Here is a 20,794-nt window from a genome sequence, read left to right on the forward strand (position 1 = left end):
ATGCAATCGCATGAGGAGGCAGCATGACCGCACCCACCGTCACCCGCGCCGACGACGCGTCGCGCTACGAGATCCGTCTCGACGGCACCCTCGCGGGCTTCGCCGAGTTCGAACGGCGCCCCGGCGAGATCCGCTTCACGCACACCGAGGTCGACCCGGCGTTCCGCGGCAGGGGCCTGGCGAGCACTCTCGCCGCCGAGGCGCTCGCAGACGCCGCGGCCTCCGGTCAGACCATCGTCCCCTACTGCCCGTACATCGCCAAGTACCTCAAGACCCACGACGTGCCGGGCGCCGAGATCCGCTGGCCGAAGCGATGATCGGTCAGCGCCGCATCCTGCTCGAGCCGCGCGAGGTCCCGCTCGGCGGGGTGCGGAACATGCACGTGCTGCGCACCCTCCCGCACCGCAACCTGCCGACGATCGGGGCGTGGTGCTTCCTGGACCGGTTCGGCCCGTCCGAGGTGCGGATGCGCGTCGAACCCCACCCGCACATCGGCCTGCAGACCGTCACCTGGCCGCTGGTCGGTGAGATCCGGCACCGCGACAGCGTCGGCAGCGATGTCGACCTGCGCCGCGGGCAGCTGAACCTGATGACCGCCGGGAACGGCATCGTGCACTCGGAGTACTCCGTCGGCGAGGATGCCGTGCCGCTGGACGCCCTGCAGCTGTGGGTGGCGCTGCCGGACAGCGCGCGGCACAGCGCCCACGGGTTCGAACAGCACACCACCCTGCCGGAGGTGCGTCTCGCGGCGACCGAGGGCGAGGACGCGACGGCGATCGTCGTGCTCGGCCGGTTCGCCGGCGCGGAGTCCCCGGCGAGCGCGTACACGCCGATCGTCGGCGCGGAGGTGCGGCTGCCGGCCGGGTCGCGTGTGCCGCTGCCGCTGGATGCCGGGTGGGAGCACGCCGTGCTGCTCGTCGACGGCGACGTGCGGGTGGACGAGCATGCGCTCGACGTGAACGGCATGCTGTACCTGGGCGACGGGCGGGATGCCGTGGAGGTGGCGAGCACGGCCGGAGCCCTGCTGTTCGTGCTGGGCGGGGAGCCGTTCACCGAGGACCTCGTGATGTGGTGGAACTTCGCGGGCCGTTCGCACGACGAGATCGCGGAGGCCCGGGAGGCGTGGGAGGCCGGCGACGACCGGTTCCCGCACGTGCCGGGGCACGGTGCGGAGCGCATCCCGGCGCCGCCCATCCCCCCGGTGCACCTGCTCCCCCGCGTCCGCAAGATCTGAGCGCCTGCCGGACGCCCCGCGGCCGGCATCCGCTCTCATGGGATGCAAACGCAGGTGGGAGGGCCCCCGAACCAGCGTTACGCTCCCACGCCGGGCGCCCGCGGCCGGCATCCGACCGGCGGCAGCCGGCACGCGAAAGGCCGGATGCCTGCGGGGAGCATCCGGCCTTCCGGGGTGCGGTTACTGCGCGTCGACCGTGAGGATCGTGCGCACGTCGGAGTCGCCGTACTGCACGACACCGAGGTACTTCTCACCGGCCGCGAGGCCCGACCAGCTCAGCCGGTAGTCCACGACCTCACCGCGCGACGTGTTCAGCGGGTTGGGCGTCGCGGTGAACGCGCCCTCTCCGCCGGGCGTCACGTTGGCGTAGGTCATGTCCCACGTCATCGGACCGCTCGTCGCGTACATGTTGGCGACGACGAGGTAGGTGCCTGCGGTGGGCTCGGTGATCGTGACCCGCTCGTCCGCCGAGCCGCTCGCCGACTGCCAGCGCTCGTAGTAGCGCAGGTCCTCCGGCGAGACCACCCGGTACACGGTCAGGTCGAGGTCACTGCCCTCGTCGTCCGAGGAGTCGAGGTCGAACCGCGACAGCGTGGTGCCCTCGGGCACGTTCACGATCCACGACACGTCCTTGTTCTCGTCGCCGGAGTTCTCGTCACCCGAGTGGCCCTCGACGGGGTTGTCCTCGTCGACCAGCAGCGAGAACGGCGTCAGGCCACTGAGGTTCAAGGGCAGCTCACCGTCGACGCCCGACGTGATCTCCACGTCGGCGGAGCCGTCGGTGCCGGTGCCCGCCACCTCGGCGGGAGCATCGGCCGTCACGGGGAAGACGGCGATCGGCGAACGCACGTCGCCGGCCTCGCCCTTCCAGGTGAGCGATCCGGTCGCCCAGGTCTCGACGGGCGCGGTGGCGTTGTCGAACGTGACCGTGAAGGTCTTCGACTCACCGGCCTTCGAGAAGCTGAGCGTGGACGGCTCGACGGTCACGTTGACACCGGGCACCGACGCCTCGGCGGTGTAGGTACCGGCCGCGGTCGCGGTCACCGTACGGGTGACCTTCTGCGCCGTGGCGAGCGTGCCGATCGAGATCGACGCGCCGTTCAGGTCGCTGCCGTCGATCGGCTCGATGCCCTCGAAGTCGACCAGGCCCTTGCCCTCGATGAACGCGGCCCAGTCCGCCGCCCCGCTGAGGTACAGCAGCCCCGGCTCGAAGTACCGCTTCGGGTCCACCTGACCGGCGCCCTGCGCGAACGGGTCGGTGTTGGCCGATCCATCCGCGTTGACGGTGTCGTACGCGGTCGTCATCAGCGCCGACTTGATCTCCGCGGGCGGGGCGTCGGGGCGCTCACCGAAGTACAGCGCGGCGAGGCCCGCGACGTGCGGGGACGCCATCGACGTGCCGGACAGGATGCCGAACGTCGGGTCCGCGTCCACCGCGTTGTGCGTCGCAGCGAGGATCGCCACGCCGGGAGCGGCCACGTCCGGCTTCATGATGTCGGAGCCGTCGGCGTGCATGGGTCCGCGGCTCGAGAAGCCGGCGACCTGCGGGACCGGCGTGGTCTCGCCCGTCGTGTTCTCGCCGATCAGCGTGATCGGACGGTCGGCCCCACCGCGCACGTACGCGAGCACGGCCTCACGGTGGACCGACGACAGGTGCACGGTCGGCACGGCGTGGAAGTCGTTGTCGAGCGAATCCGCACCGCCTGGCACGTTCACGAGGACCATGCCGACACCGCCGGCATCCTTCACGACCTGCGACTTCTCGGCGCGCGCGTTGCTGCCGCGGTCGCACACCACGATGTGGCCGGCGACCTTCGCGGCGTCCAGCGTGCCCGGGAGGCACAGGTTCGCGCTCTCACCCGCAGCAGCGTCGCCGGCGTAGATCGACGGACCGGTGACCTCCTGTCCGAACGGCACGCTCACCGACGCGCCGGCCTCCTCGAAGCCCTCGAAGCGGACCGTGCCCTCCCAGGTCGGGATGGTGGACGCCGCGACGGTGGTGTACCAGGGCGAGGCGTGGTCGGCGGTAGCCGGGTCGGGCCCGGCGTTGCCGGCGCTCACCGCGACGAACACACCGGCCGCCGCCGCGTTGAAGAACGCGATGTCGTCCGGCTCGAGCACGCTCGTCGCCGAGCCGCCGCCGATCGAGTAGTTGATGACGTCCACACCGTCGGCCACTGCGGCGTCGATCGCCGCGACCAGGTCGCTCAGCGCGCAGATGTCGTCGTCGGTGACGGTGGTGTCCGGCCCGACGTAGCAGGCCTTGTAGGCCGACACCTTCGCGGCGGGTGCGACACCCGAGATGGTGCCGAAGTCGACGCCCTCGACGGATGCCGGAACGCCGAAGTTCCCGGCCGCGGTGCTGGCGGTGTGTGAACCGTGCCCGTCGCCGTCACGGGGCGACAGGTAGTCGTGCTGGAAGTCGAAGCCGGCCGCCTTCGCACCGGTGTGGAAGTACTGCCCGCCGACCAGCTTGGTGGTGTAGTCGTGCTTGTCCCAGTCCTGACCGGTGACCACGGGGCTGCGGAACGTGTTGCCGTCGGCCTTCTCGTAGTACACGTAGGAGCCGTCGGTGTAGGGCTGGCCCGCCGACTTCTTGTTGGTCTGCTTCTTGAGCTTCTCCCCCGCGAACGACGGGTGCTCCGGGGCGATGCCGGTGTCGACCACGCCGACGACCACGCCGTCGCCGGCGCTGTCCACGCCGCCGAGCTGCTCCCACACGCCGCCGGTGCCGTCGGTGTCCGAACCGAGGCCGAGGAAATCGGTGGAGGACTGCGCCTGCGGATGCCGAACGGTGTCGGCGAACACGCCGAGGACGTCCTTCGACGCGCGGAGCTTGTCGACCTGGGCGCCGGTGAGATCGGCGCTGAACCCGTTCAGTGCCACCTGGTACTCGACGTCGGGGGTGACCCCCGCCTGCTTCGCGAGCTTGCGCTGCTCGTTGCGCAGGTGTGCGATGTACTTCTGCGAGTCCGACGAGGTCGCGTCGAGCTGCTCACCCTTCTTCGGCTTGGTCGCCTTGAGCCCCTTGGTGTCGCCGTCGTAGGTGGCGAGCGGATCGCCCTTCAGCAGCACGATGTAGTGCCCTGGCGTGCCCTCCACCGGCGCGGGATGCGTCACCCCCTGCGCGGCGAAGCCCGCGGTGGCCGTGGAACCGATGAACAGCGCGGCCAGGGATACGGCCGCCGTCACTCTGAGTGGTGTTCGTCTCATGAAGTGCTCCCGATTTTCCGATGCGGCGGCGTTGCCGCACCGTCGATCAACCTAGCCGGGCCCCGGACATCGCGCCAGAGCGCCACGCGCACGGGCGTTTCGCACGGGTGTTTCGCACGCGCGGTCCGCCGACCGCCCTCGCGCACTGCCTCCCCGTCCGCGACACCCCCGGAAGGGACCCGCGTCCGAGCCCGCCGGTAGCCTGATCCGGTGAGCATCCCCACCACCCTCCTCAGCACGCGCACGCTGCTCGTGTGCGCCGCGATCGGTGTCGCCACCGGCATCCTCGGCGGCGTCGCCGGGCTGCTCACACCTGTGGTGCTCCTCGGCGCCCCGTACCTTTACGGGCTGCTGCTCGGGTCGCATGTGCTGCCGGGCATCATCGCCCAGGAGGTGCTCCGCCGGCCGCTGGTCGCCATCGTCACCCACGTGTTCGCCGCGCTGATCGCGAGCGCGTTCAACCCGGCCTGGGCGTTGCGGTTCGTCGGCACCGCGCTGCTGTTCGGCGCCATCCAGGAAGGTGTCGCGGCGCTGACCCGCTACCGCGCCTGGGGCGCCTGGCGGTTCTTCACGTCGGCCGCGCTCATCGGCGTCGTGGTCGCCGCCGTGGTGTTCCTGGCCGCGCACCTCGCGACCTTCCCGGGGTGGGCGCAGGCGGTCTACCTCGTCGTCTCGGTGGTCGGACCGGTCGTCTGGACGGCCGTCGGGCTCGCCGTGGGCAGCGCCCTGACCAGGGCGGGCGTCGCACGACGTGAGGTGCCTCCTCCGTCGTCGTATCGTTGACGGATGGCCAGCATTCTCGTCCGTCGTCCCTCTCCCCGTCTCGCCGAAGGCGAGCTCACGCACCTGGAACGCGTTCCGGTGGACCCGGAGCTCGCGCAGCGCCAGTGGGAGCAGTACGTCGACGTCTACCGGTCGCAGGGCTGGGATGTCGTCGAGATCGAACCGGACGACTCGCACCCCGACGGCGTCTTCGTCGAGGACACGGTCGTGATGTTCGGTGATGTCGCGGTGCTCACCCGCCCCGGCGCCGATTCACGTCGCGGTGAGATCGAGACCACCCGCGCGGCGCTGGAGCGTGCCGGCATCCCGTTCCTGCAGATCGAGGAGCCGGGCACCCTCGACGGCGGCGACGTGCTGAAGGTCGACCGCACCGTGTACGTCGGGCAGACCCTGCGCACCAATGCGGAGGGCATCGCGCAGCTGAGCGCGCTGCTGTCGCCGCGCGGCTGGACGGTCGTCGCGGTGCCCGTCACGAAGGTGTTGCACTTGAAGAGTGGCGTGACCGCCCTCCCCGACGGCACCGTGATCGGCTACCCGCCGCTGGTCGACGACCCGGCCGTCTACCCCCGCTTCCTGGCCGTGCCCGAGGAGCACGGCACCGCCGTGGTCGTGCTCGACGACGACACGGTGCTGATGTCGTCCGACGCGCCGCAGAGCGCGCAGCTGTTCCGCGACCGCGGCCTCACGGTCATCGAGACGCCGATCAGCGAGTTCGAGAAGCTCGAGGGCTGCGTCACCTGCCTGTCGGTGCGCGTCCGCGACTGAAGCACCCGCACCCGCACACACGACGGCGACCGCCGGTCCGGATGGATCGGCGGGCGCCGTGCTGTCCGTCTCACGAACGGGTCAGCTCTCCTCCGCGGCCTCCGCGAGTTCCTCCGCGGCACGTCGCGGCACGATGATGGCGGGAACCGGCGAATGCCGTACGACCTTCGTCGCGTGCGAGCCGATGAACACCCGCGCCAGCGGACCGAGCGTGCTCGAACCGACGACCAGCACGTCACCGGCATCCCATTCCACGTCCTCCAGCGCCTTCGCCCAGGAGTCGCCCATGCCGACGACCGCGCCGTCCAGTTCCGGCACGCGCGGCAGCGCCGTGACGTCGTCGAGCAGGGAGCGCACGTGGTCCTCAATCGTGCTGACCCACTCGTCGGCGACGCCGCGTTCGGCGGTGCCGACGCCGGCCGTCACGCTGCCGGTCGGGATGACGGCGAACGAGGCGATGCGCAGCGACGCGCCGATCTCTTCGGCGACGCCGGCGGCACCGAGCACCACGTCGGCGGCGGCATCCGACCCGCCGTAGGCGGCGGTCACACGACTCACCCGCGCCGTGTCGGACGCACGGAACCCACGCGGCGCGATCGCCACTGGCACCGGCGACGCGTGCAGCAGCGCGTCGTTCACCGAGCCGAGCGCGATATGCCCGAGCGCGCCGGCCGACGACGAGCCGACCACGACCAGGTCCGGCTGGTGCTTCTCGATCAGTTCCAGCAGCCCCTTGTGGGCCGAGCGGGCGGTGTGCTGGAGGAACGTCGCCTTGACGCCCACCAGCACGGATGCCGCGTGGTCGAGCACCACGTCGGCCGAGTCGCGCATGTGGTCGAGCCACTCCCGGTCGGTGTTGTGGGTGAGCGGCGACCATGTCTGCGGGACCACGGCGGCCACGATCAGGTCGGTGTCGAGCGAGCGGGCCAGCATGGCGGCCAGGTGCATCACCGATGCCGACCGCTGCCCCGGACTCACACCGACGAGGATGCTCATCGGTCGCCGTCCTTCGGCTGCACCACCGTGGACGTGAACGGCACGTCCGCGGGCTGCGCCGCGGCGCCGCCCAGCACCGAGTGGGTGCGCCCGTAGAACCAGTAGAACACCAGCACGACCGCCGTCCACACCACGAACACGATGATCGTGATGGGGCGCAGCTGCGTGATGATCCAGATGCAGCCCAGGATCGACAGGATGGGGATCAGCGGGTGCAGCGGCAGGGTGAACCCGCGCTCGAGGTTCGGCTGGCGCCGGCGCAGGATGATGACGGCGACCGAGACCACCAGGAAGGCGACCAGCGTACCGATGCTGGTCATCTCGAGCAGGAAGTTGATCGGCACCAGGGCCGCGATGACGGCGATCACCGCGGTGACGATCATGGTGTTGGCGGCGGGCGCCAGGGTGCGGCGGTCGACGCGCGAGAAGACCGGCGGCAGCATCCCGTCGCGCGACATCGCGAACAGGATGCGCGTCTGGCCGTACAGTGTGACCAGGGTCACGCTGAAGATCGAGATGACGGCGCCGGCGGCGACGACAGTGCCGGGCCAGGACGAGCCGATGATCGCCTCGAGGATCGCCGCGAGGCCCGCGCTCTGGTTCTCGAACTTGCCGGGTTCCTGCGCGCCGACGGCGGAGATCGCGACCGCGACGTACATCACGACGACCACGAGCAGGGCGAACAGGATCGCCAGCGGCAGGTTGCGCTTCGGGTTCTTCGCCTCACCACCGGCGGTCGAAACCGCGTCGAGGCCGATGAACGAGAAGAAGATGAGCCCGGCGGCGGCCACGATGCCCTGGAACCCGGCGGGGGCGAAGTTGGCGAAGTGGTCGGCGTTCCAGCCGGTGAGCGCGACGGCGACGAAGAACAGCAGCACCGCGATCTTGATGATGACCATGACGGCGTTCGCCTTCGCGGACTCGCCCGCCCCGCGGAGCAGCAGCAGGCCGCACAGCACGATGACGATCACGGCGGGCAGGTTGATGATGCCGCCCTGCTCGGGTGCGTTCGACAGCGCCTCGGGGATGCGGAAGCCGAACAGGTTGAACAGCAGCTGGTTCACGTACTGCGACCAGCCGACGGCGACACCGGCGGTGGAGACGCCGTACTCCAGCAGGAGACAGGCGGCCACTCCCATCGCGGGCGCCTCGCCGAGGGTCGTGTAGGCGTACGAGTACGTCGATCCGGAGACGGGGACGGACCCGGCCAGCTCGGCGTAGCACAGTGCCGTCACGCCGGCGACCGCGCCGCCGATGACGAACGACCAGACGACGGCGGGGCCGGCGATGGGGACGGCGCCGGACAGCACGTAGAAGATGCCGGTTCCGATCGTGCCGCCGATGCCGATCATGGTGAGGGCGAAGAGACCGATGCTGCGTTTCAGGTGCGAGTCCTCCACCCCCTCGATCGGGGCGGGCTTGCGCCGAAGAAGCTGCTGACTCAGTGAGGTCATGTGAGGTACTCCCGGGTAGGTCGCGCCGATCCTCGTCGATCGGGCCGCGTTAGATGGTACCCCGCTCACGGGATTCTTTGACTCATGTGTCAAAGATCGCGCGCGAACAGCTCCTCCCAGGTCTCCCGCCGTACCACCGCCCGCGCGTCGCCGTCTGCGGCGAACACCACGGGAGGTCGCCGCGCACCGTTGTAGTTGTTCGCCATGGTGTGCGTGTATGCACCGGTGGCCGCGACGACGAGCAGGTCGCCGACCTGCGCGGCGGGCAGCCGGATGCCGTCGATGAGTACGTCCCCGCTCTCGCAGTGCCGCCCGACGACGATTGCGTCCTCGACGGCATCCTCGTCCATCCGCGCGGCGAGCGCGGCCTCGTAGCGCTGATCGAACATCGCCACCTCGAGGTTGTCGCCCATGCCGCCGTCGACGGCGACGAAGTTACGGGCGTCCCGCTTGACCGTGGTCACCGTGTACAGGGTGGCCGCGGCGGTGTTCACCATGCTGCGCCCCGGTTCGATGATGATCTCCGCCGACGCCGGGAGGTGCTCTCGCGCTGCGCCGAGCAGCGCGTCGAGGTACGCCGAGACGGACGGCGGCTGCTCGGCGTACGTGTAGCGGGTGCCGAGTCCGCCGCCCAGGTCGTACACCGGGAACTCGCCCATCGCCGCGAGCGGCGCGACGGCTGCCGCGAGTTCGGCCGGGTCGAGCACCTGCGACCCGACGTGGGCGTGCACGCCCTGCATCCTCAGCCGGTCGCTGCGCTCGATCCTCGCGATCAGTGCGCGTGCGGCATCCGGGGTGAGTCCGAACTTCGACCCGATCTGACCGGTGGCGACGTGCGGGTGCGTCGACGAGGCGATGCCGGGGACGATGCGCACCAGGACGTCCTGTGTGTGACCGGGCGGCACGATCGCCTCCAGCCGGTCCACATCGTCGGCGTTGTCGACGACCACGAGACCGGCGCCGACGCTCACCGCGTACTCGATCTCCTCCGTCGACTTCGCGTTGCCGTGCAGGACGATCAGCGCTGGGTCGATGCCGGCCTTCACGGCACTGCGCAATTCTCCTCCCCCAGCCACATCCAGGCCGAGGCCCTCCTCGACCATCACCCGCTGGACGGCGGTGGCGGGGAAGGCCTTCGACGCGAACACGACGCGCGAGCGCGGCCAGCGCTTCGCCGCCTCGTCCCGATACTCCCGCGCCCTGGCCCGCAGCGCCGGCTCCGCGACCACGATCGCGGGCGTCCCGAACTCACGGGCCAGGTCATCGACCCGGCATCCGGAGATCCGCAGCACCCCGCCGTCGACGTCGGAACCCGGCGGCAGCAGGGACAGCAGATCGTTCATGAGACTCCTTCGGGACCTCCGGGGCGAAGCGGATTCACTCTAGCCGCCCGAGGCGCGGACCCCCGTGTGGCCATCAGGCTGCGCCGGCACGCAGGTTAGGGTCGGCTAAGTTGGAGGTGCCGGTTCGCCGCCGGCGCCCTCCGACCCGGATGCCGACCGTGCCTTCCTCCACGCCCCTGTTACGCGTGCGTGACCTGAGCGTCACCCACGCCGGCGCCGGGCGACCCTCGCCGGACGGCGTCTCGTTCGATGTCGGCCCGGGCGAGGTGGTGCTCGTGCTCGGGCCCAGCGGGTCCGGGAAGTCCACCCTCGCCCTGACGCTGAACGGTCTGGTGCCGCAGTCGGTGCCGGCATCGTTCCGCGGCGCGGTGGAGATCGCCGGGCGGGACACCCGATCGACGCCTGTGGCGCAGCTGAGCGCGGACGTGGCGATGGTGTTCCAGGATCCCGACGCGCAGCTGGTCACCGGGACGGTCCTCGACGAGGTCGCCTTCGCTCTGGAGAACCTGCTGCTGCCCGTGACGGAGGTGCTGGAGCGCAGCGAGGCTGCGCTGCGCCGGGTGGGGCTCTGGGGTCGCCGATCGTGGAACCCCGACCGGCTGTCCGGCGGCGGACGGCAGCGGCTGGCGATCGCGTGCGCCCTCGCGGTGCGGCCGCGGCTGATCGTGCTCGACGAGCCGACCGCGAACCTCGACCCGCAGGGGATCGACGACGTGTACGACGCGCTCGCCGCGCTCGTGAAGGATGCCGGACGCGCCATCGTCCTCGTGGAGCACAACCTCGACGCCGCCATGCGGTTCGCCACACGAGCGCTCGTGCTCGACGCCGAGGGGCGCCTCACATTCGACGGCCCGGCGAAGGACGTCATACGCGAGCATGCGGCTGCGCTGCGGGACATGGGTGTCTGGCTGCCGACCAGCACGCTCGCCGCGCTGCGGCTGCGCGACCGCGGAGCGTGGGCCGGCCCGCTGCCGGTGACGGTGGAGGAGTTCGAGGCGGGCCCTTCGACAAGCTCAGGGACCCAGTACAGCCCCTCCACATCGGGCGCTTCGATTCCCACGCCCCACTCCGGCCATCGCTTCGCGATGCCCGGAGCCTCGGGGGCCTCTGGGCCCGGCTCAGGGACCCAGAGGGCCCCGGCGATCATGGTGCGCGACCTCGTCGTGCGCCGGGGCCGCACTCCGGTGCTGGAGATCGCCGCGCTCGACATCCCGCGCGGCGGGTTCACCACGATCGTCGGCGCGAACGGTGCCGGCAAGACCACGCTCATCCAGGCACTCGGCGGTGTCGTCCCACCTCCGCGCGGCACCGTCCGCGTGGACGGTCTGGACGTCGGCACCACCTCCCCTCGTCGGCTGTCCGAGCGGATCGGCTTCGTGTTCCAGAACCCGGAGCATCAGTTCATCGCACACACTGTGCGGGACGAGCTCGCCCACGGCCTGCGGTTGCAGCGGCTTCCGGCATCCGACATCTCCCGCAGGGTCGACCAGATGCTGGGCCGCTTCGGTCTCACACACAAGGCCGACACGCATCCGTTCCTGCTGTCCGGCGGCGAGAAGCGGCGGCTGTCCGTCGGCACCGCGCTGATCACGCGGCCGGGTGTGCTCGCCCTCGATGAGCCCACGTTCGGCCAGGACCGGGCCCGCGCTGCGGAGCTGCTCGACCTGCTCCGCGATCTGCAGGCGGACGGCACGACGATCGTCGTCGTCACGCACGACCTGGCGCTGGTCGCCGAGTACAGCACGCACACCGTGATCCTCGCGGACGGTCGGTTGACGGCATCCGGCCCGACGGCCCACCTGCTGAGTGACGGCTCCGCCTTCAACGAGGCGGGGCTCCGTCTTCCGTCCACGCTGCGCCTGCTCGGCGGTTCGGAAGGCGCGCGATGAGAGGGCTTCGTCAGGCGAGCAACGCCCCCGTGCCGATCGATCCATACGCGGAGGCTGAGGCGCCGGCATCCCGCTACCTGCACCACCTGAACCCCCTCGCAAAGCTGGGCGCGGTGGTCCCGGCGATGGTGCTGTTGGTGTTCACCCGCGACCTCGCGACGCCCGCCGTCTTCCTCGCGCTCGCCGTGCTCGTGGTGCTGACCGGCGCGCGGCTCACCCGGCGCGCGCTGATGCTGCTGCTGGTCGGGATGCCGGCCGGCATCGTCCTGCTGACGGTGGGGTTCTCGGTGTGGGTCGACCCCACGCTCGTTTCGGACACCGCATCCGTGTTGCGAGTGGGCGGCTGGACCCTGCGCGAAGACGCCGTGGCGATCGGTCTCGCCACGGCCCTGCGTCTCGCCGCGATCCTCGCGCTGGCACTGATCGGCGGGCTCACCACGAGCGGCCCCGACCTGGTGCGCGCCGCGGTGCAACATCTGCACGTGCCGTATCGAATCGGCTACGCCGCGCTGGCCGCGTACCGGTTCGTCCCGCGGTTCGGCTACGAGCTGTCCGTCATCCGCGCGGCGCACCGCGTGCGCGGCCACCATGGCGGGCGGGGCCCGTTCGCGCGCGTCGCCCGCGGCTGGGGATACATCGTTCCGCTGCTGGCCGGCGCCATCCGGCACGCCGAGCGCATAGCGCTCGCCATGGACTCCCGGGCGTTCGGCGCGCATCCCACCCGCACCGAGCGGCACCTCGTGCCGTTCCGCGCGCGGGACGTCGTCTTCGTCGTGGCGGTGCTCACGGCATCCGCCGTCGTGTTCGCCGTCACATTCCCCTGGCAGCTCCCCTGACAGGCGCCGCCTCGGTGTCTGCCGAGCTTGCCGGGCGCGCCGCGCCGCGCTCGGAACACCTGTCGCCGCGCCGGACGCGGCCGAGTCCGCGGCGACGCGGGCGTCGGGCGGGAGGGATCACCCGGCACGCCGCTCGCTCGGCGTCATGCCGAACCGCGCCCGGAACGCCCGGGCGAAGTGGCCGGGGTCGCGGAAGCCGCACCGCATGGCGACGTCGGTGATGCTCATCGTCCACGGCGCCTGCACCAGCAGATTCCACGCGTGGTCGAGGCGCCGGGCGAGCACCCAGCGGCCGAAGCTCGTGCCGTTCTCGGCGAGCAGCTTGGTCGCGTAACTCGGGGAGATCGAGATCCGTCGCGCCACGTCCTGCAGGGTGAGGTCGGCGTCCAGGTGGGACCGCTCGATCTCCTCGAGCAAGGCGCGGTACAGCGCCGCCCTCCGGGCCGCGGGGGCGGGCGCCTGAGCGTCGAGCGCGGCGGCCAGCAGGCCGACGATGTGCACGCCGACCGCCGCCGCGGCGCGGTCGTCGATGCGACCCGCCTGCGCCGCCAGCCCGGCGAAGGCGGCGGCGGCGAGCGCGCCGATCCCCTGATCGCCCCGGACTGTGACCGCCGTCGCGACGCGCGGGTCGACGAGCGAGGGGTCGAGGCCCGCTTTCGGGATGATCAGCGAGATCTGCTCGAACACGTCGGGGAACTCCAGCCGGAACGGGCGGTCGCCGTCGACGAGCGCGAAGTCGCCCGGTCCGAGCCGGGCGATGCGTCCGTCCTGATGCACCGTCGAGTGGCTGTCCAGCGCGAAGTTCAGGAAGTAGACCCCGCACACCGTCGACGCGGTCTGTGCAGGGGTCCGCCGCACCTGCTGGGCGGCGGAACGCATCCACGAGACCGTCAGTCCGCCGACGCGGCGCACCTGGCAGTCGGAGGCGAATCCGGCGTCGGCGTCGAACGCCCCGCTGTCGAGCTCGACCGGCACGAAGGCGTCCGCGACGATGCTCCGCCACACGTCGAATTGCCGCTCCCGCCGGTGGCCGGCCGTCGTGAAGGAGCGGTCAACAGCCCCCAGCATGCGGCCATCATAGACCCGCGTGCCGCCGGAGTGTGCGCCCTGCGACAAACCCAGTGCGCGGTGGTCCTAGTGGCTCGCCCTCGCCAGCAGGATGCTGTATCGCGGCGGACCACCGCCGATGAGATGATGCCGGGTTCCTGCCCGGTGGATAGGGGACATCCATGATTCGCAGATCACTGACGACGACGGCCGCAGCGGCCGTTCTGAGCGTGGGACTCGTCTTCGCCGGCTCTGGGGCCGCGTCGGCACACGAGTGCTACGTCGTCAAGCGGTCCGACCAGGGGTCGGTCGGCGCATCGCACTCGGGCAACTGGTTCAACCTGACGATCGCCGACCTGCTCGCCGAGGCGCCGGAGATCCTGGGGGCTCCGCCGCTGAACGAGGAGCAGACCGCGTGGGCGCTCGCCGAGGCCGAGGCGCAGGGCATGCCGGACAGCTTCGCGATCTTCACCCGGTTCACGCTCCCGAAGGGGAACACGCACGAGCGGATGATCAACGACGCGAAGGGCATCGACCACTTCTTCGCCGCCTACATCGATCAGCTCATCGCGATCTACATGGAGGCCCTGACGAGGTAGGGCTGGGGGCGCTGGGGAGCGCAAGAGGCCGCCGGGATGCTGCATCCGGGCGGCCTCTCGTTGTGCGCGGTGGTGAGCCTGGTCGTCGGCGCCGGGGCGTCGGCGGCGTCAGCGCTTACCGGCGATGTGGCGCCCCACGATCTCGCGCATGATCTCGTTCGTGCCGCCGTAGATGCGGTGCACGCGGGCGTCGAGGAAGGCGCGCGCGATCGGGTACTCGGTGATGTACCCGTAGCCGCCGTGCAGCTGCACGCCCTTGTCGAGCACCTCCCACTCGCGCTCGGTCGCCCAGAACTTCACCGCCGCCGCCTCCTCGGCGGAGAGCCGGCCGTCCTTGTAGGCCAGCAGCGCACGGTCGATGTACGCCCAGAGCGCGTCGACCGTCGTGGCCATGTCGGCGATCACGAACCGGCTGTTCTGGAAGTCGATGATCCGCTCGTCGAACGCCTCGCGATCCTTGGTGTACGCGACGGTCCAGTCCAGTGCGGCCTGCGCGGCAGCGGCGCCCGCGACGCCTATGGAGAGCCGCTCCAACGGCAGGTTCATCATCAGTTGCACGAACCCCTGCCCCTCGATGCCGCCGATCAGGTTCTCGTCGGGCACGAAGACGTCGCTGAACGACAGCTCTGCGGTGTCGTGCCCCTGGAAGCCCATCTTGTGCAGCTTCTTGCCGTGGCCGAAGCCGTCCATGCCGCTCTCGATGAGCAGCAGGCTGAACGCGTCGGGGCGGTTGCCCTCACCGGTCTTCACGAACGTCACCACCAGGTCGGCCGTCGCGCCCGATGAGATGAACGTCTTGGCGCCGTTCACGAGGTAGCCGCCGTCGACCTTCTTCGCCGTCGTTTTGATGCCGCGCAGGTCGCTGCCCGCCCCCGGTTCGGTCATCGCGAGCGCGCCGATCACCTCGCCGGTGGCCATGCGGGGCAACCACTTCTCCTTCTGCGCCTGCGTGCCCATGTGCACCAGGTAGGGGACAGCCAGATCGTCCTGGATGCCGAACGCGCCGGCCAGAGAGCCGGCGCCCGCGGCGATGACCTCCTCCATCACGACGGTGCGGAAGCGGTAGTCCTGCAGCATCCCGGCACCGCCGAACTCCTCCGGCACGGACAGGCCGATGATGCCCGCTTCGCCGGCGGCACGCATGGTCGCCCGGTCGATCTCGCCGTCGGCATCCCACTTCTCACGCGCCTCGGTGCTCACGTGGCGCTTGACGAAATCCTTGACCAGATCGCGGAAGGCGTCGTGGTCCTCTTCATAGATGTCGCGTTCCATGGCATCCCTCTCGTGTGCGTCGTCGCACCGCGATCATACGGAACGGATGCCGGCACGAGGAGCCGTTTGTGAGAATGCGTCCCACACATGATGACACCGCGTTCCGTGATTGTGGGAAGTCGCCACCCTGGCGCGGTGGGCGGTTCAGTGGCCGTAGTCGGGCGCCGCAGGAAGACCGAAGAAGGCCTCCAGCGTGCGGTAGCCGCCCTGCTGATAGGCGGCGGCGAGCTCCGGGCCGATGTAGCGCAAGTGCCAGGGCTCTGCCAGGTAGCCGGTGGTGCCGGTCTCCCCCTGCTCGTAGCGCACGATGAACCCGTACCGCCAGGCGTTCTCGGCCACCCACCTGCCCTGGGGCGTGTCACCGAACTCGTCGAGCCCTCCGCACGCGGGCGAGCACGCGATCACGTCGACGGCGAGCCCCGTCTGATGCTCACTGTGTCCGGGGCGGGCGGATCCGGCATCCGCACCCTCCTGCCCTCGTGCGCGAACGTGCGAGGCGTAGGTGGTCTGCTGCACACCGAAGGAGCGGTAGCCGTTGTTCACGCCGAGCACGCCGGCCCCGGCGGAGCGCGCGTCGGCGGCCATCCGGTCGAGCGCCGCGACGGCTTCGGCTCGCAGCCCTGTCGAGCGGGACGTCGCCTGCAGACCGATCCTGCCGAGGGATGTCGGGGCATAGTCGGCCGGCTCGAGTGGGCGCAGCTTGTTCACGACGACCCACACGCGCTGCGGGTCGTCCAGCGCGATGCAGGGGGCGTTACCCGCCGCGATGGCGGCACGGAACTGCTCGCCGCCGCCGAACGCCGCGATGGTGGCGGCGTCGTCGCCGGCGGCGAGAGCGGCCTTGACCTCTGCGTCCCCGCACGGGTTGCGCGCGGTCTCGGCATCCCGGGCGACGGAGGGGAGCGCCATCGCCGCGGCAGGCGCGGGCGGGACCGGCGTCGGCTCGAACTCGCCCCAGAGAGTGAAAAGGGATGCCAGCGCGGTGACCAGCACGCCGATCGGCGTGGCGATCCGAACGGCGAGCGGCGTACGCACGGCATGCCGTGGCTGCGTCGCGCTCATGGGTCCATTGTCGCGCACCTCGTGCCGCTGCGCAGGCTTCGATGAGAGGTTCGAATCGGCGTTGACATGCGTTCGATTCTTTGTTCGAATAGGAAGATGAGGTGGCAGGGTCAGACGATCGACGGCGCGGACGACGACGCACTGCCCGGACTCGAGAGCCGCAGCGGCCTGGTGCAGTCGGTCACCACTCCCGAGTTCGCCGGGATGACGTTCCACGAGGTGCTCGCCAAGTCGGCGCTGAACCGCGTGCCCGGCCCCTCCAAGATGCCGTTCAACTGGACGATCAACCCGTACCGCGGATGCAGTCATGCCTGCGTCTACTGCTTCGCCCGCGGCACCCACGAGTATCTTGACCTCGACGGGGGCGGTGACTTCGATTCGCAGATCGTGGTGAAGACCAACGTCGTCGAGGTGCTGCAGCGGGAGCTGCGACGCGGATCGTGGAAGCGCGAGACCGTCGCGCTCGGCACGAACACCGATCCCTATCAGCGGGCGGAGGGACGGTACCGGCTCATGCCCGGCATCGTCCGCGCTCTGGCGGACTCCGGCACACCGATGTCGATCCTGACGAAGGGCACGCTGGTGCGCCGCGATATCCCACTGCTGGTGGAGGCCGCGCGGCAGGTGCCGGTCGACGTGCAGATGTCGATCGCCATGTACGACGAGGCGCTGCAACACTCCATCGAACCGGGCACGCCGACGACGCAGGCCCGCCTGGACACAGTGCGGGCACTGTCGGACGCGGGGTTCAGGGTCGGCGTGTTCCTGATGCCGGTGCTGCCGCACCTGACCGATTCGATCCCCGCGCTAGACCTCGCCCTGCAGCGCATCAAGGCGGCCGGGGCCGATCACGCCGTCTACGGCGCGCTGCATCTGCGTCCGGGGGTCAAGCCGTGGTTCTTCCAGTGGCTGGAGCGCGAACGGCCCGACCTGGTCTCGTCGTATCGCGGGCTGTACCCGGGCACATCGGCCGAGGCGCCGAAGGGTTACAAGCAGTGGCTGGCGAAGCGGATGCGCCCGCTCATCCGGATGCACGGGCTGCAGGCGCGCTCCGAGAGCGAAGACCTGATGCGCGGCGCCGCGCGGGAACGCCAGGCGCCGCCGCCGGTGCCGGCGGCGGCGCCGATGCTGTTCTGACGCGTTCACTTCTCAGGATGGAACGCCGGAAGCCGCCGCATCCGGCCCGTTTCGGGGCCGGATGGGGCGGCTTCTCCTGAGTTGTGAACGCCGGTTACGACGTGAGCTCGGCGGCGGACGGCATCCGGCCGGCGATCTCCTCGATGACGTCGTCGCCGGGCTGCGCGTTCTCGAACGGCGCATCGATCTCGGCGCGGCCGAGGAGGTCCTCCATCCGGCGACGGCGGTGGCGGGTGATCAGGGTCACGACGCGGCCGGAGCGGCCGGCGCGGCCGGTGCGACCGGCGCGGTGCAGGTATGTCTTGTACTCGTCGGGGGCGTCGGCCTGCACGACGAGGTCGATGTCGTCGACGTGGATGCCGCGCGCGGCGACATCCGTGGCGACGAGCACCTGGACCTTGCCGGCGGTGAGCTTCTGCAGGTTGCGGGTGCGCTTGGCCTGGTTGAGATCTCCGTGCAGCGACACGGCGGCGATCCCGGCATCCTCGAACTGCTCGGCGAGCATCTCGGCGTACGCGCGGGTGCGGGCGAACACGAGCGTCTGGCCGTCGCGGTCGACGAGCGAAGTCAGCACCTCGGCCTTGTCGCGGTGCTCGATCACGAGCACGCGGTGCTCGATCGAGCTGGACTCCTGGTCCTCGCCGGCGACTTCGTACACGGCCGGGTCGACCAGGAACTCGTCCACCAGCGCGGCGACCTCACGGTCGAGCGTGGCCGAGAACAGCAGCTTCTGCGAGCCCTCGCCGCAGTGGCGGAGGATGCGCTGCACGGGCTCCACGAAGCCGAGCTCACACATGTGGTCCGCCTCGTCGAGGACGGCGATGCGCACCTCGGAAAGGTCGAGCTTGCCCTGCTCGATGAGGTCCTCGATGCGGCCCGGGGTGCCGATGATGATGTCGACGCCCTTCTTCAGCGCGCCGACCTGGCGCGCCTGCGGCACGCCGCCGTAGATCTGCGTGGTGAACAGGCCGACGCTGCGCGCGATCGGCTGCACGGTGCGGTCGATCTGCAGCGCCAGCTCACGGGTCGGCGCCAGGATGATGGCGCGCGGCTTGCGGCCGATCTCGCGGCGCTTGCCGGCCTGCGACTTCAGAATGCTCTCCACCAGCGGGGCTCCGAACGCGATGGTCTTGCCCGAGCCGGTGCGGCCGCGGCCCAGCACGTCGCGTCCCTGCAGGATCGACGGGATCGTCGCCGCCTGGATCGGGAACGGCGTCTCGGCACCCATGTTGCGCAGCACCTCGGTGATGTTCGAGCCGAGACCGAGGTCGGCGAAGGTCACATCGGCGACCTCGCCGGCCTGCACGGCCTGGGCCTCGAGGCGCTCGTGCACGACGTCGTCGGCCTGTTCCTTCTCGGTGCGGGCACGGGATGCCGTCTCCGGGCGGTTCCAGTCGCTGCGCGTGGGGCGGTCCTCGCGGCGGGGGCGCTCGTCCCGACGCGGGTCGCTGGTGGCGCGGTCGGCGCGGTCGTAGCGCGGCCGGTCGTCGCGGGTGGGGCGATCGAAGCGCGGCCGGTCGTTGCGGGCGGGGCGGACTGGACCGTCCGTGCGGTCGAAACGGTCGTCGCGGGGGCGCTCGGTGCCGAAACGCTCAGTGCGGTCGAAGCCACCACGGTCATCGCGACGCTGCCGACCGGCGCGGTCGTCGCGCCGGTCGAAGCCGGCGCGCTCGGCGCGGTCGAACCGCGGACGCTCGTCACGACCGGCACGGTCATCGCGGCGCGGACGATCGTCGCGCATCGGACGCTCGCTGCGGTCGAAGCGTGCCCGGTCGTCACGACGGTCGAAGCCGCCACGGTCGTCGCGACGCTGCTGACCGGCGCGGTCGTCGCGACGGTCGGAGCCGGCGCGCTCGGCGCCGTCGAACCGCGGACGCTCGTCACGACCGAACTGCGGGCGTCCGGAGCGCTCGTCACGACCGAATCGTCCGGCGGTGGGGCGCTCGTCGCGGCGCGGGCGGTCGTCGAACCGACGCTCGCCACGCTCCTCGAACCGGCGGCCGTTCCTGTCACCTACGCCACCGGCCCTGTCACCTGCGCCACCGGCGCCGAACCGACGCTCGCCACGGTCGTCAGTACGCCGTGCGCCGAAGCCGCGGTCGCCCCGGTCGTCGAAGCGACGCGCCTCGAAGCGGCGCTCGGTGTAGCCACGGTCAGCGCGGTCCTCGCCGCGGTGATGCGGCGCCTCACGGCGGCCGGACTCGGCACGGTTGCGGATGGTGCGGGCCTCGTCGCGTCCGGCCCGCTCCTGAGCGGTCCAGCGGCGCTTCGGGGCCTCGGTCTCGGCCGGGCGGAAGCCGCGGTGCTTCGGGCTGCGACTGCCGGGCCGCAGCCCGGCGTCGGGACGGCGCTCTCCGGCATCCGCTCGCTCGCTCCTGGGTGTGCCGAAGCCGCGCCCGGCCTGACGGTCGTGGAAGGAGGTCTTCTTCGCACCGTAGCGAGGCTCGAAGTTACGGGCGGGTCGACCGCCCTTGGGCTTGCTGTTCTTGGGCATGGTGTTTCCTGACTGTCTCTGACACGAGAACAGCGTCCGCCCCGTGCGCACAGAGCTCAGCGCACGGCGGACATACCCGGGCATTCGTCGGCCGGGGCCATTCATGTGATGGTTTATGAACCATCGGCCCCTGGGCTCACACATTCAGAACACGCCCCGCACGAAGCGGGTGCCCGAAGCCGACCGCATGAGTCTACCGGTCCTGCCTGGGCAACCGCCCAGATGCCGCGAAGCGAGGCGTGGAGCGTTGCCGACACTTCGTTATCTGTTCGTGATTCGTGCGTCGGTTTCGGCCCGGGATCTGGGGTTCGAATGTCGGTGGCCCCTTCCATACTGGGGTGATGAGGGCGCTGTGGGATGTGTCTGCGGAGCAGGTGGCCACGCTGGATCAGCTGGTCGACCTGGCGCAGGACCTGGAGCGTTCCCTCTCCACGTTGCAGGCCGCCCGGGACGGGGTCCTCGCGCTCGCGTCCCGGTGGGCGCTGTCGGTGGCGGGGGATGCGGATGAGGCGGACGTGTCGGTGCGGGCGGTCGCGGCCGAGCTGGGGGCGGCGTTGCGGGTCACGGATCGGACGGTGCAGCGGCGGATGGCGGAGGCGTCGGAGCGGGTGGAGCGGTTCCCGCTGGTGTGGCAGGCGCAGGGGGCGGGACGGATCACGGCCGGGCACGT

General features: G+C 70.8%; 17 protein-coding genes. 9 read left to right on the top strand and 8 right to left on the bottom strand.

Annotated elements, in window-relative coordinates; all coding sequences use genetic code 11:
* Positions 1–23: 23 nt before the first annotated feature.
* Together RIF65_RS03010 and RIF65_RS03015 are read left to right on the top strand one after the other, a co-directional pair.
* Positions 24–317: a GNAT family N-acetyltransferase gene (locus RIF65_RS03010; protein ID WP_309066671.1), complete on the top strand. Its 294-nt coding sequence runs from the start codon at positions 24–26 to the stop codon at positions 315–317.
* Positions 314–1,234 (top strand): pirin family protein, encoded by a 921-nt coding sequence (locus tag RIF65_RS03015; RefSeq protein ID WP_309066672.1) that lies wholly within the window; start codon positions 314–316, stop codon positions 1,232–1,234. Before RIF65_RS03010 ends, RIF65_RS03015 begins: the two co-directional genes overlap by 4 nt.
* Before the next feature lie 180 nt (positions 1,235–1,414).
* On the opposite strand, the gene RIF65_RS03020 is transcribed toward RIF65_RS03015, so the two are convergent.
* The gene (locus RIF65_RS03020) at positions 1,415–4,447 is read right to left on the bottom strand and encodes a S8 family serine peptidase (RefSeq protein ID WP_309066673.1); all 3,033 of its coding nucleotides are present in this window, start codon (positions 4,445–4,447) and stop codon (positions 1,415–1,417) included.
* 210 nt (positions 4,448–4,657) lie between these two features.
* On the opposite strand from RIF65_RS03020, the gene RIF65_RS03025 reads away from it, so the two are divergent.
* Both RIF65_RS03025 and ddaH read left to right on the top strand, forming a co-directional pair.
* Complete coding sequence (locus RIF65_RS03025) at positions 4,658–5,230, top strand: ECF transporter S component (protein ID WP_309066674.1); 573 nt, start codon at positions 4,658–4,660, stop codon at positions 5,228–5,230.
* A 3-nt stretch (positions 5,231–5,233) separates the two neighbouring features.
* A complete protein-coding gene (gene ddaH, locus RIF65_RS03030; protein ID WP_309066675.1) occupies positions 5,234–5,995 on the top strand; it encodes a dimethylargininase in 762 nt (253 codons plus the stop codon).
* An 81-nt stretch (positions 5,996–6,076) separates the two neighbouring features.
* Here ddaH and RIF65_RS03035 read toward each other — a convergent pair whose 3' ends face one another.
* The 3 genes from RIF65_RS03035 to lysA form a co-directional block, all read right to left on the bottom strand.
* On the bottom strand, positions 6,077–6,991 hold the full coding sequence (locus tag RIF65_RS03035; RefSeq protein ID WP_309066676.1) for a universal stress protein: 915 nt from the start codon (positions 6,989–6,991) through the stop codon (positions 6,077–6,079).
* On the bottom strand, positions 6,988–8,445 hold the full coding sequence (locus RIF65_RS03040; RefSeq protein ID WP_309066677.1) for an amino acid permease: 1,458 nt from the start codon (positions 8,443–8,445) through the stop codon (positions 6,988–6,990). The genes RIF65_RS03035 and RIF65_RS03040 overlap by 4 nt, the downstream gene beginning before the upstream one ends.
* A gap of 89 nt (positions 8,446–8,534) precedes the next feature.
* The gene (lysA, locus tag RIF65_RS03045; protein WP_309066678.1) at positions 8,535–9,788 is read right to left on the bottom strand and encodes a diaminopimelate decarboxylase; all 1,254 of its coding nucleotides are present in this window, start codon (positions 9,786–9,788) and stop codon (positions 8,535–8,537) included.
* A 185-nt stretch (positions 9,789–9,973) separates the two neighbouring features.
* Between lysA and RIF65_RS03050 the strand changes: the two genes are divergently transcribed.
* Together RIF65_RS03050 and RIF65_RS03055 are read left to right on the top strand one after the other, a co-directional pair.
* Positions 9,974–11,677, top strand: coding sequence for an ABC transporter ATP-binding protein (locus RIF65_RS03050; protein ID WP_309066679.1), 1,704 nt, complete (start codon positions 9,974–9,976; stop codon positions 11,675–11,677).
* On the top strand, positions 11,674–12,513 hold the full coding sequence (locus RIF65_RS03055; RefSeq protein ID WP_309082485.1) for an energy-coupling factor transporter transmembrane component T family protein: 840 nt from the start codon (positions 11,674–11,676) through the stop codon (positions 12,511–12,513). The genes RIF65_RS03050 and RIF65_RS03055 overlap by 4 nt, the downstream gene beginning before the upstream one ends.
* 117 nt (positions 12,514–12,630) lie before the next feature.
* Here the strand turns inward: RIF65_RS03055 and RIF65_RS03060 are convergent, their stop codons facing one another.
* A complete protein-coding gene (locus RIF65_RS03060) occupies positions 12,631–13,581 on the bottom strand; it encodes an AraC family transcriptional regulator (protein WP_309066681.1) in 951 nt (316 codons plus the stop codon).
* 161 nt (positions 13,582–13,742) lie between these two features.
* Between RIF65_RS03060 and RIF65_RS03065 the strand changes: the two genes are divergently transcribed.
* Positions 13,743–14,159, top strand: a complete 417-nt coding sequence (locus RIF65_RS03065; protein WP_309066682.1) for a hypothetical protein — start codon at positions 13,743–13,745, stop codon at positions 14,157–14,159.
* Between the two features lie 108 nt (positions 14,160–14,267).
* On the opposite strand, the gene RIF65_RS03070 is transcribed toward RIF65_RS03065, so the two are convergent.
* Together RIF65_RS03070 and RIF65_RS03075 are read right to left on the bottom strand one after the other, a co-directional pair.
* Positions 14,268–15,431, bottom strand: a complete 1,164-nt coding sequence (locus RIF65_RS03070) for an acyl-CoA dehydrogenase family protein (protein WP_309066683.1) — start codon at positions 15,429–15,431, stop codon at positions 14,268–14,270.
* Between the two features lie 144 nt (positions 15,432–15,575).
* On the bottom strand, positions 15,576–16,493 hold the full coding sequence (locus RIF65_RS03075) for a M15 family metallopeptidase (protein ID WP_309066684.1): 918 nt from the start codon (positions 16,491–16,493) through the stop codon (positions 15,576–15,578).
* Positions 16,494–16,589: 96 nt separating this feature from the next.
* Here RIF65_RS03075 and RIF65_RS03080 point away from each other — a divergent pair, with 96 nt between their 5' ends.
* Complete coding sequence (locus RIF65_RS03080; protein ID WP_309066685.1) at positions 16,590–17,630, top strand: Rv2578c family radical SAM protein; 1,041 nt, start codon at positions 16,590–16,592, stop codon at positions 17,628–17,630.
* 94 nt (positions 17,631–17,724) lie between these two features.
* On the opposite strand, the gene RIF65_RS03085 is transcribed toward RIF65_RS03080, so the two are convergent.
* Positions 17,725–20,124 (bottom strand): DEAD/DEAH box helicase, encoded by a 2,400-nt coding sequence (locus tag RIF65_RS03085; RefSeq protein ID WP_309066686.1) that lies wholly within the window; start codon positions 20,122–20,124, stop codon positions 17,725–17,727.
* A gap of 341 nt (positions 20,125–20,465) precedes the next feature.
* On the opposite strand from RIF65_RS03085, the gene RIF65_RS03090 reads away from it, so the two are divergent.
* The coding region (locus RIF65_RS03090; protein WP_309082486.1) for a DUF222 domain-containing protein at positions 20,466–20,794 on the top strand (329 nt) is incomplete at its 3' end.

Source organism: Microbacterium sp. (assembly GCF_031180975.1).
Lineage (GTDB): Bacteria > Actinomycetota > Actinomycetes > Actinomycetales > Microbacteriaceae > Microbacterium.

Bases quoted from the DNA above. Each gene is read 5' to 3' on its own strand.
- RIF65_RS03015 (WP_309066672.1), top strand. From the start codon at position 314: ATGATCGGTCAGCGCCGCATCCTGCTCGAGCCGCGCGAGGTCCCGCTC.
- RIF65_RS03070 (WP_309066683.1), bottom strand. From the start codon at position 15,431: ATGGAACGCGACATCTATGAAGAGGACCACGACGCCTTCCGCGATCTG.
- RIF65_RS03085 (WP_309066686.1), bottom strand. From the start codon at position 20,124: ATGCCCAAGAACAGCAAGCCCAAGGGCGGTCGACCCGCCCGTAACTTC.
- RIF65_RS03075 (WP_309066684.1), bottom strand. From the start codon at position 16,493: ATGAGCGCGACGCAGCCACGGCATGCCGTGCGTACGCCGCTCGCCGTT.
- RIF65_RS03020 (WP_309066673.1), bottom strand. From the start codon at position 4,447: ATGAGACGAACACCACTCAGAGTGACGGCGGCCGTATCCCTGGCCGCG.
- ddaH (WP_309066675.1), top strand. From the start codon at position 5,234: ATGGCCAGCATTCTCGTCCGTCGTCCCTCTCCCCGTCTCGCCGAAGGC.
- RIF65_RS03040 (WP_309066677.1), bottom strand. From the start codon at position 8,445: ATGACCTCACTGAGTCAGCAGCTTCTTCGGCGCAAGCCCGCCCCGATC.
- RIF65_RS03035 (WP_309066676.1), bottom strand. From the start codon at position 6,991: ATGAGCATCCTCGTCGGTGTGAGTCCGGGGCAGCGGTCGGCATCGGTG.
- RIF65_RS03010 (WP_309066671.1), top strand. From the start codon at position 24: ATGACCGCACCCACCGTCACCCGCGCCGACGACGCGTCGCGCTACGAG.
- RIF65_RS03080 (WP_309066685.1), top strand. From the start codon at position 16,590: ATGAGGTGGCAGGGTCAGACGATCGACGGCGCGGACGACGACGCACTG.
- lysA (WP_309066678.1), bottom strand. From the start codon at position 9,788: ATGAACGATCTGCTGTCCCTGCTGCCGCCGGGTTCCGACGTCGACGGC.
- RIF65_RS03055 (WP_309082485.1), top strand. From the start codon at position 11,674: ATGAGAGGGCTTCGTCAGGCGAGCAACGCCCCCGTGCCGATCGATCCA.
- RIF65_RS03060 (WP_309066681.1), bottom strand. From the start codon at position 13,581: ATGCTGGGGGCTGTTGACCGCTCCTTCACGACGGCCGGCCACCGGCGG.
- RIF65_RS03065 (WP_309066682.1), top strand. From the start codon at position 13,743: ATGATTCGCAGATCACTGACGACGACGGCCGCAGCGGCCGTTCTGAGC.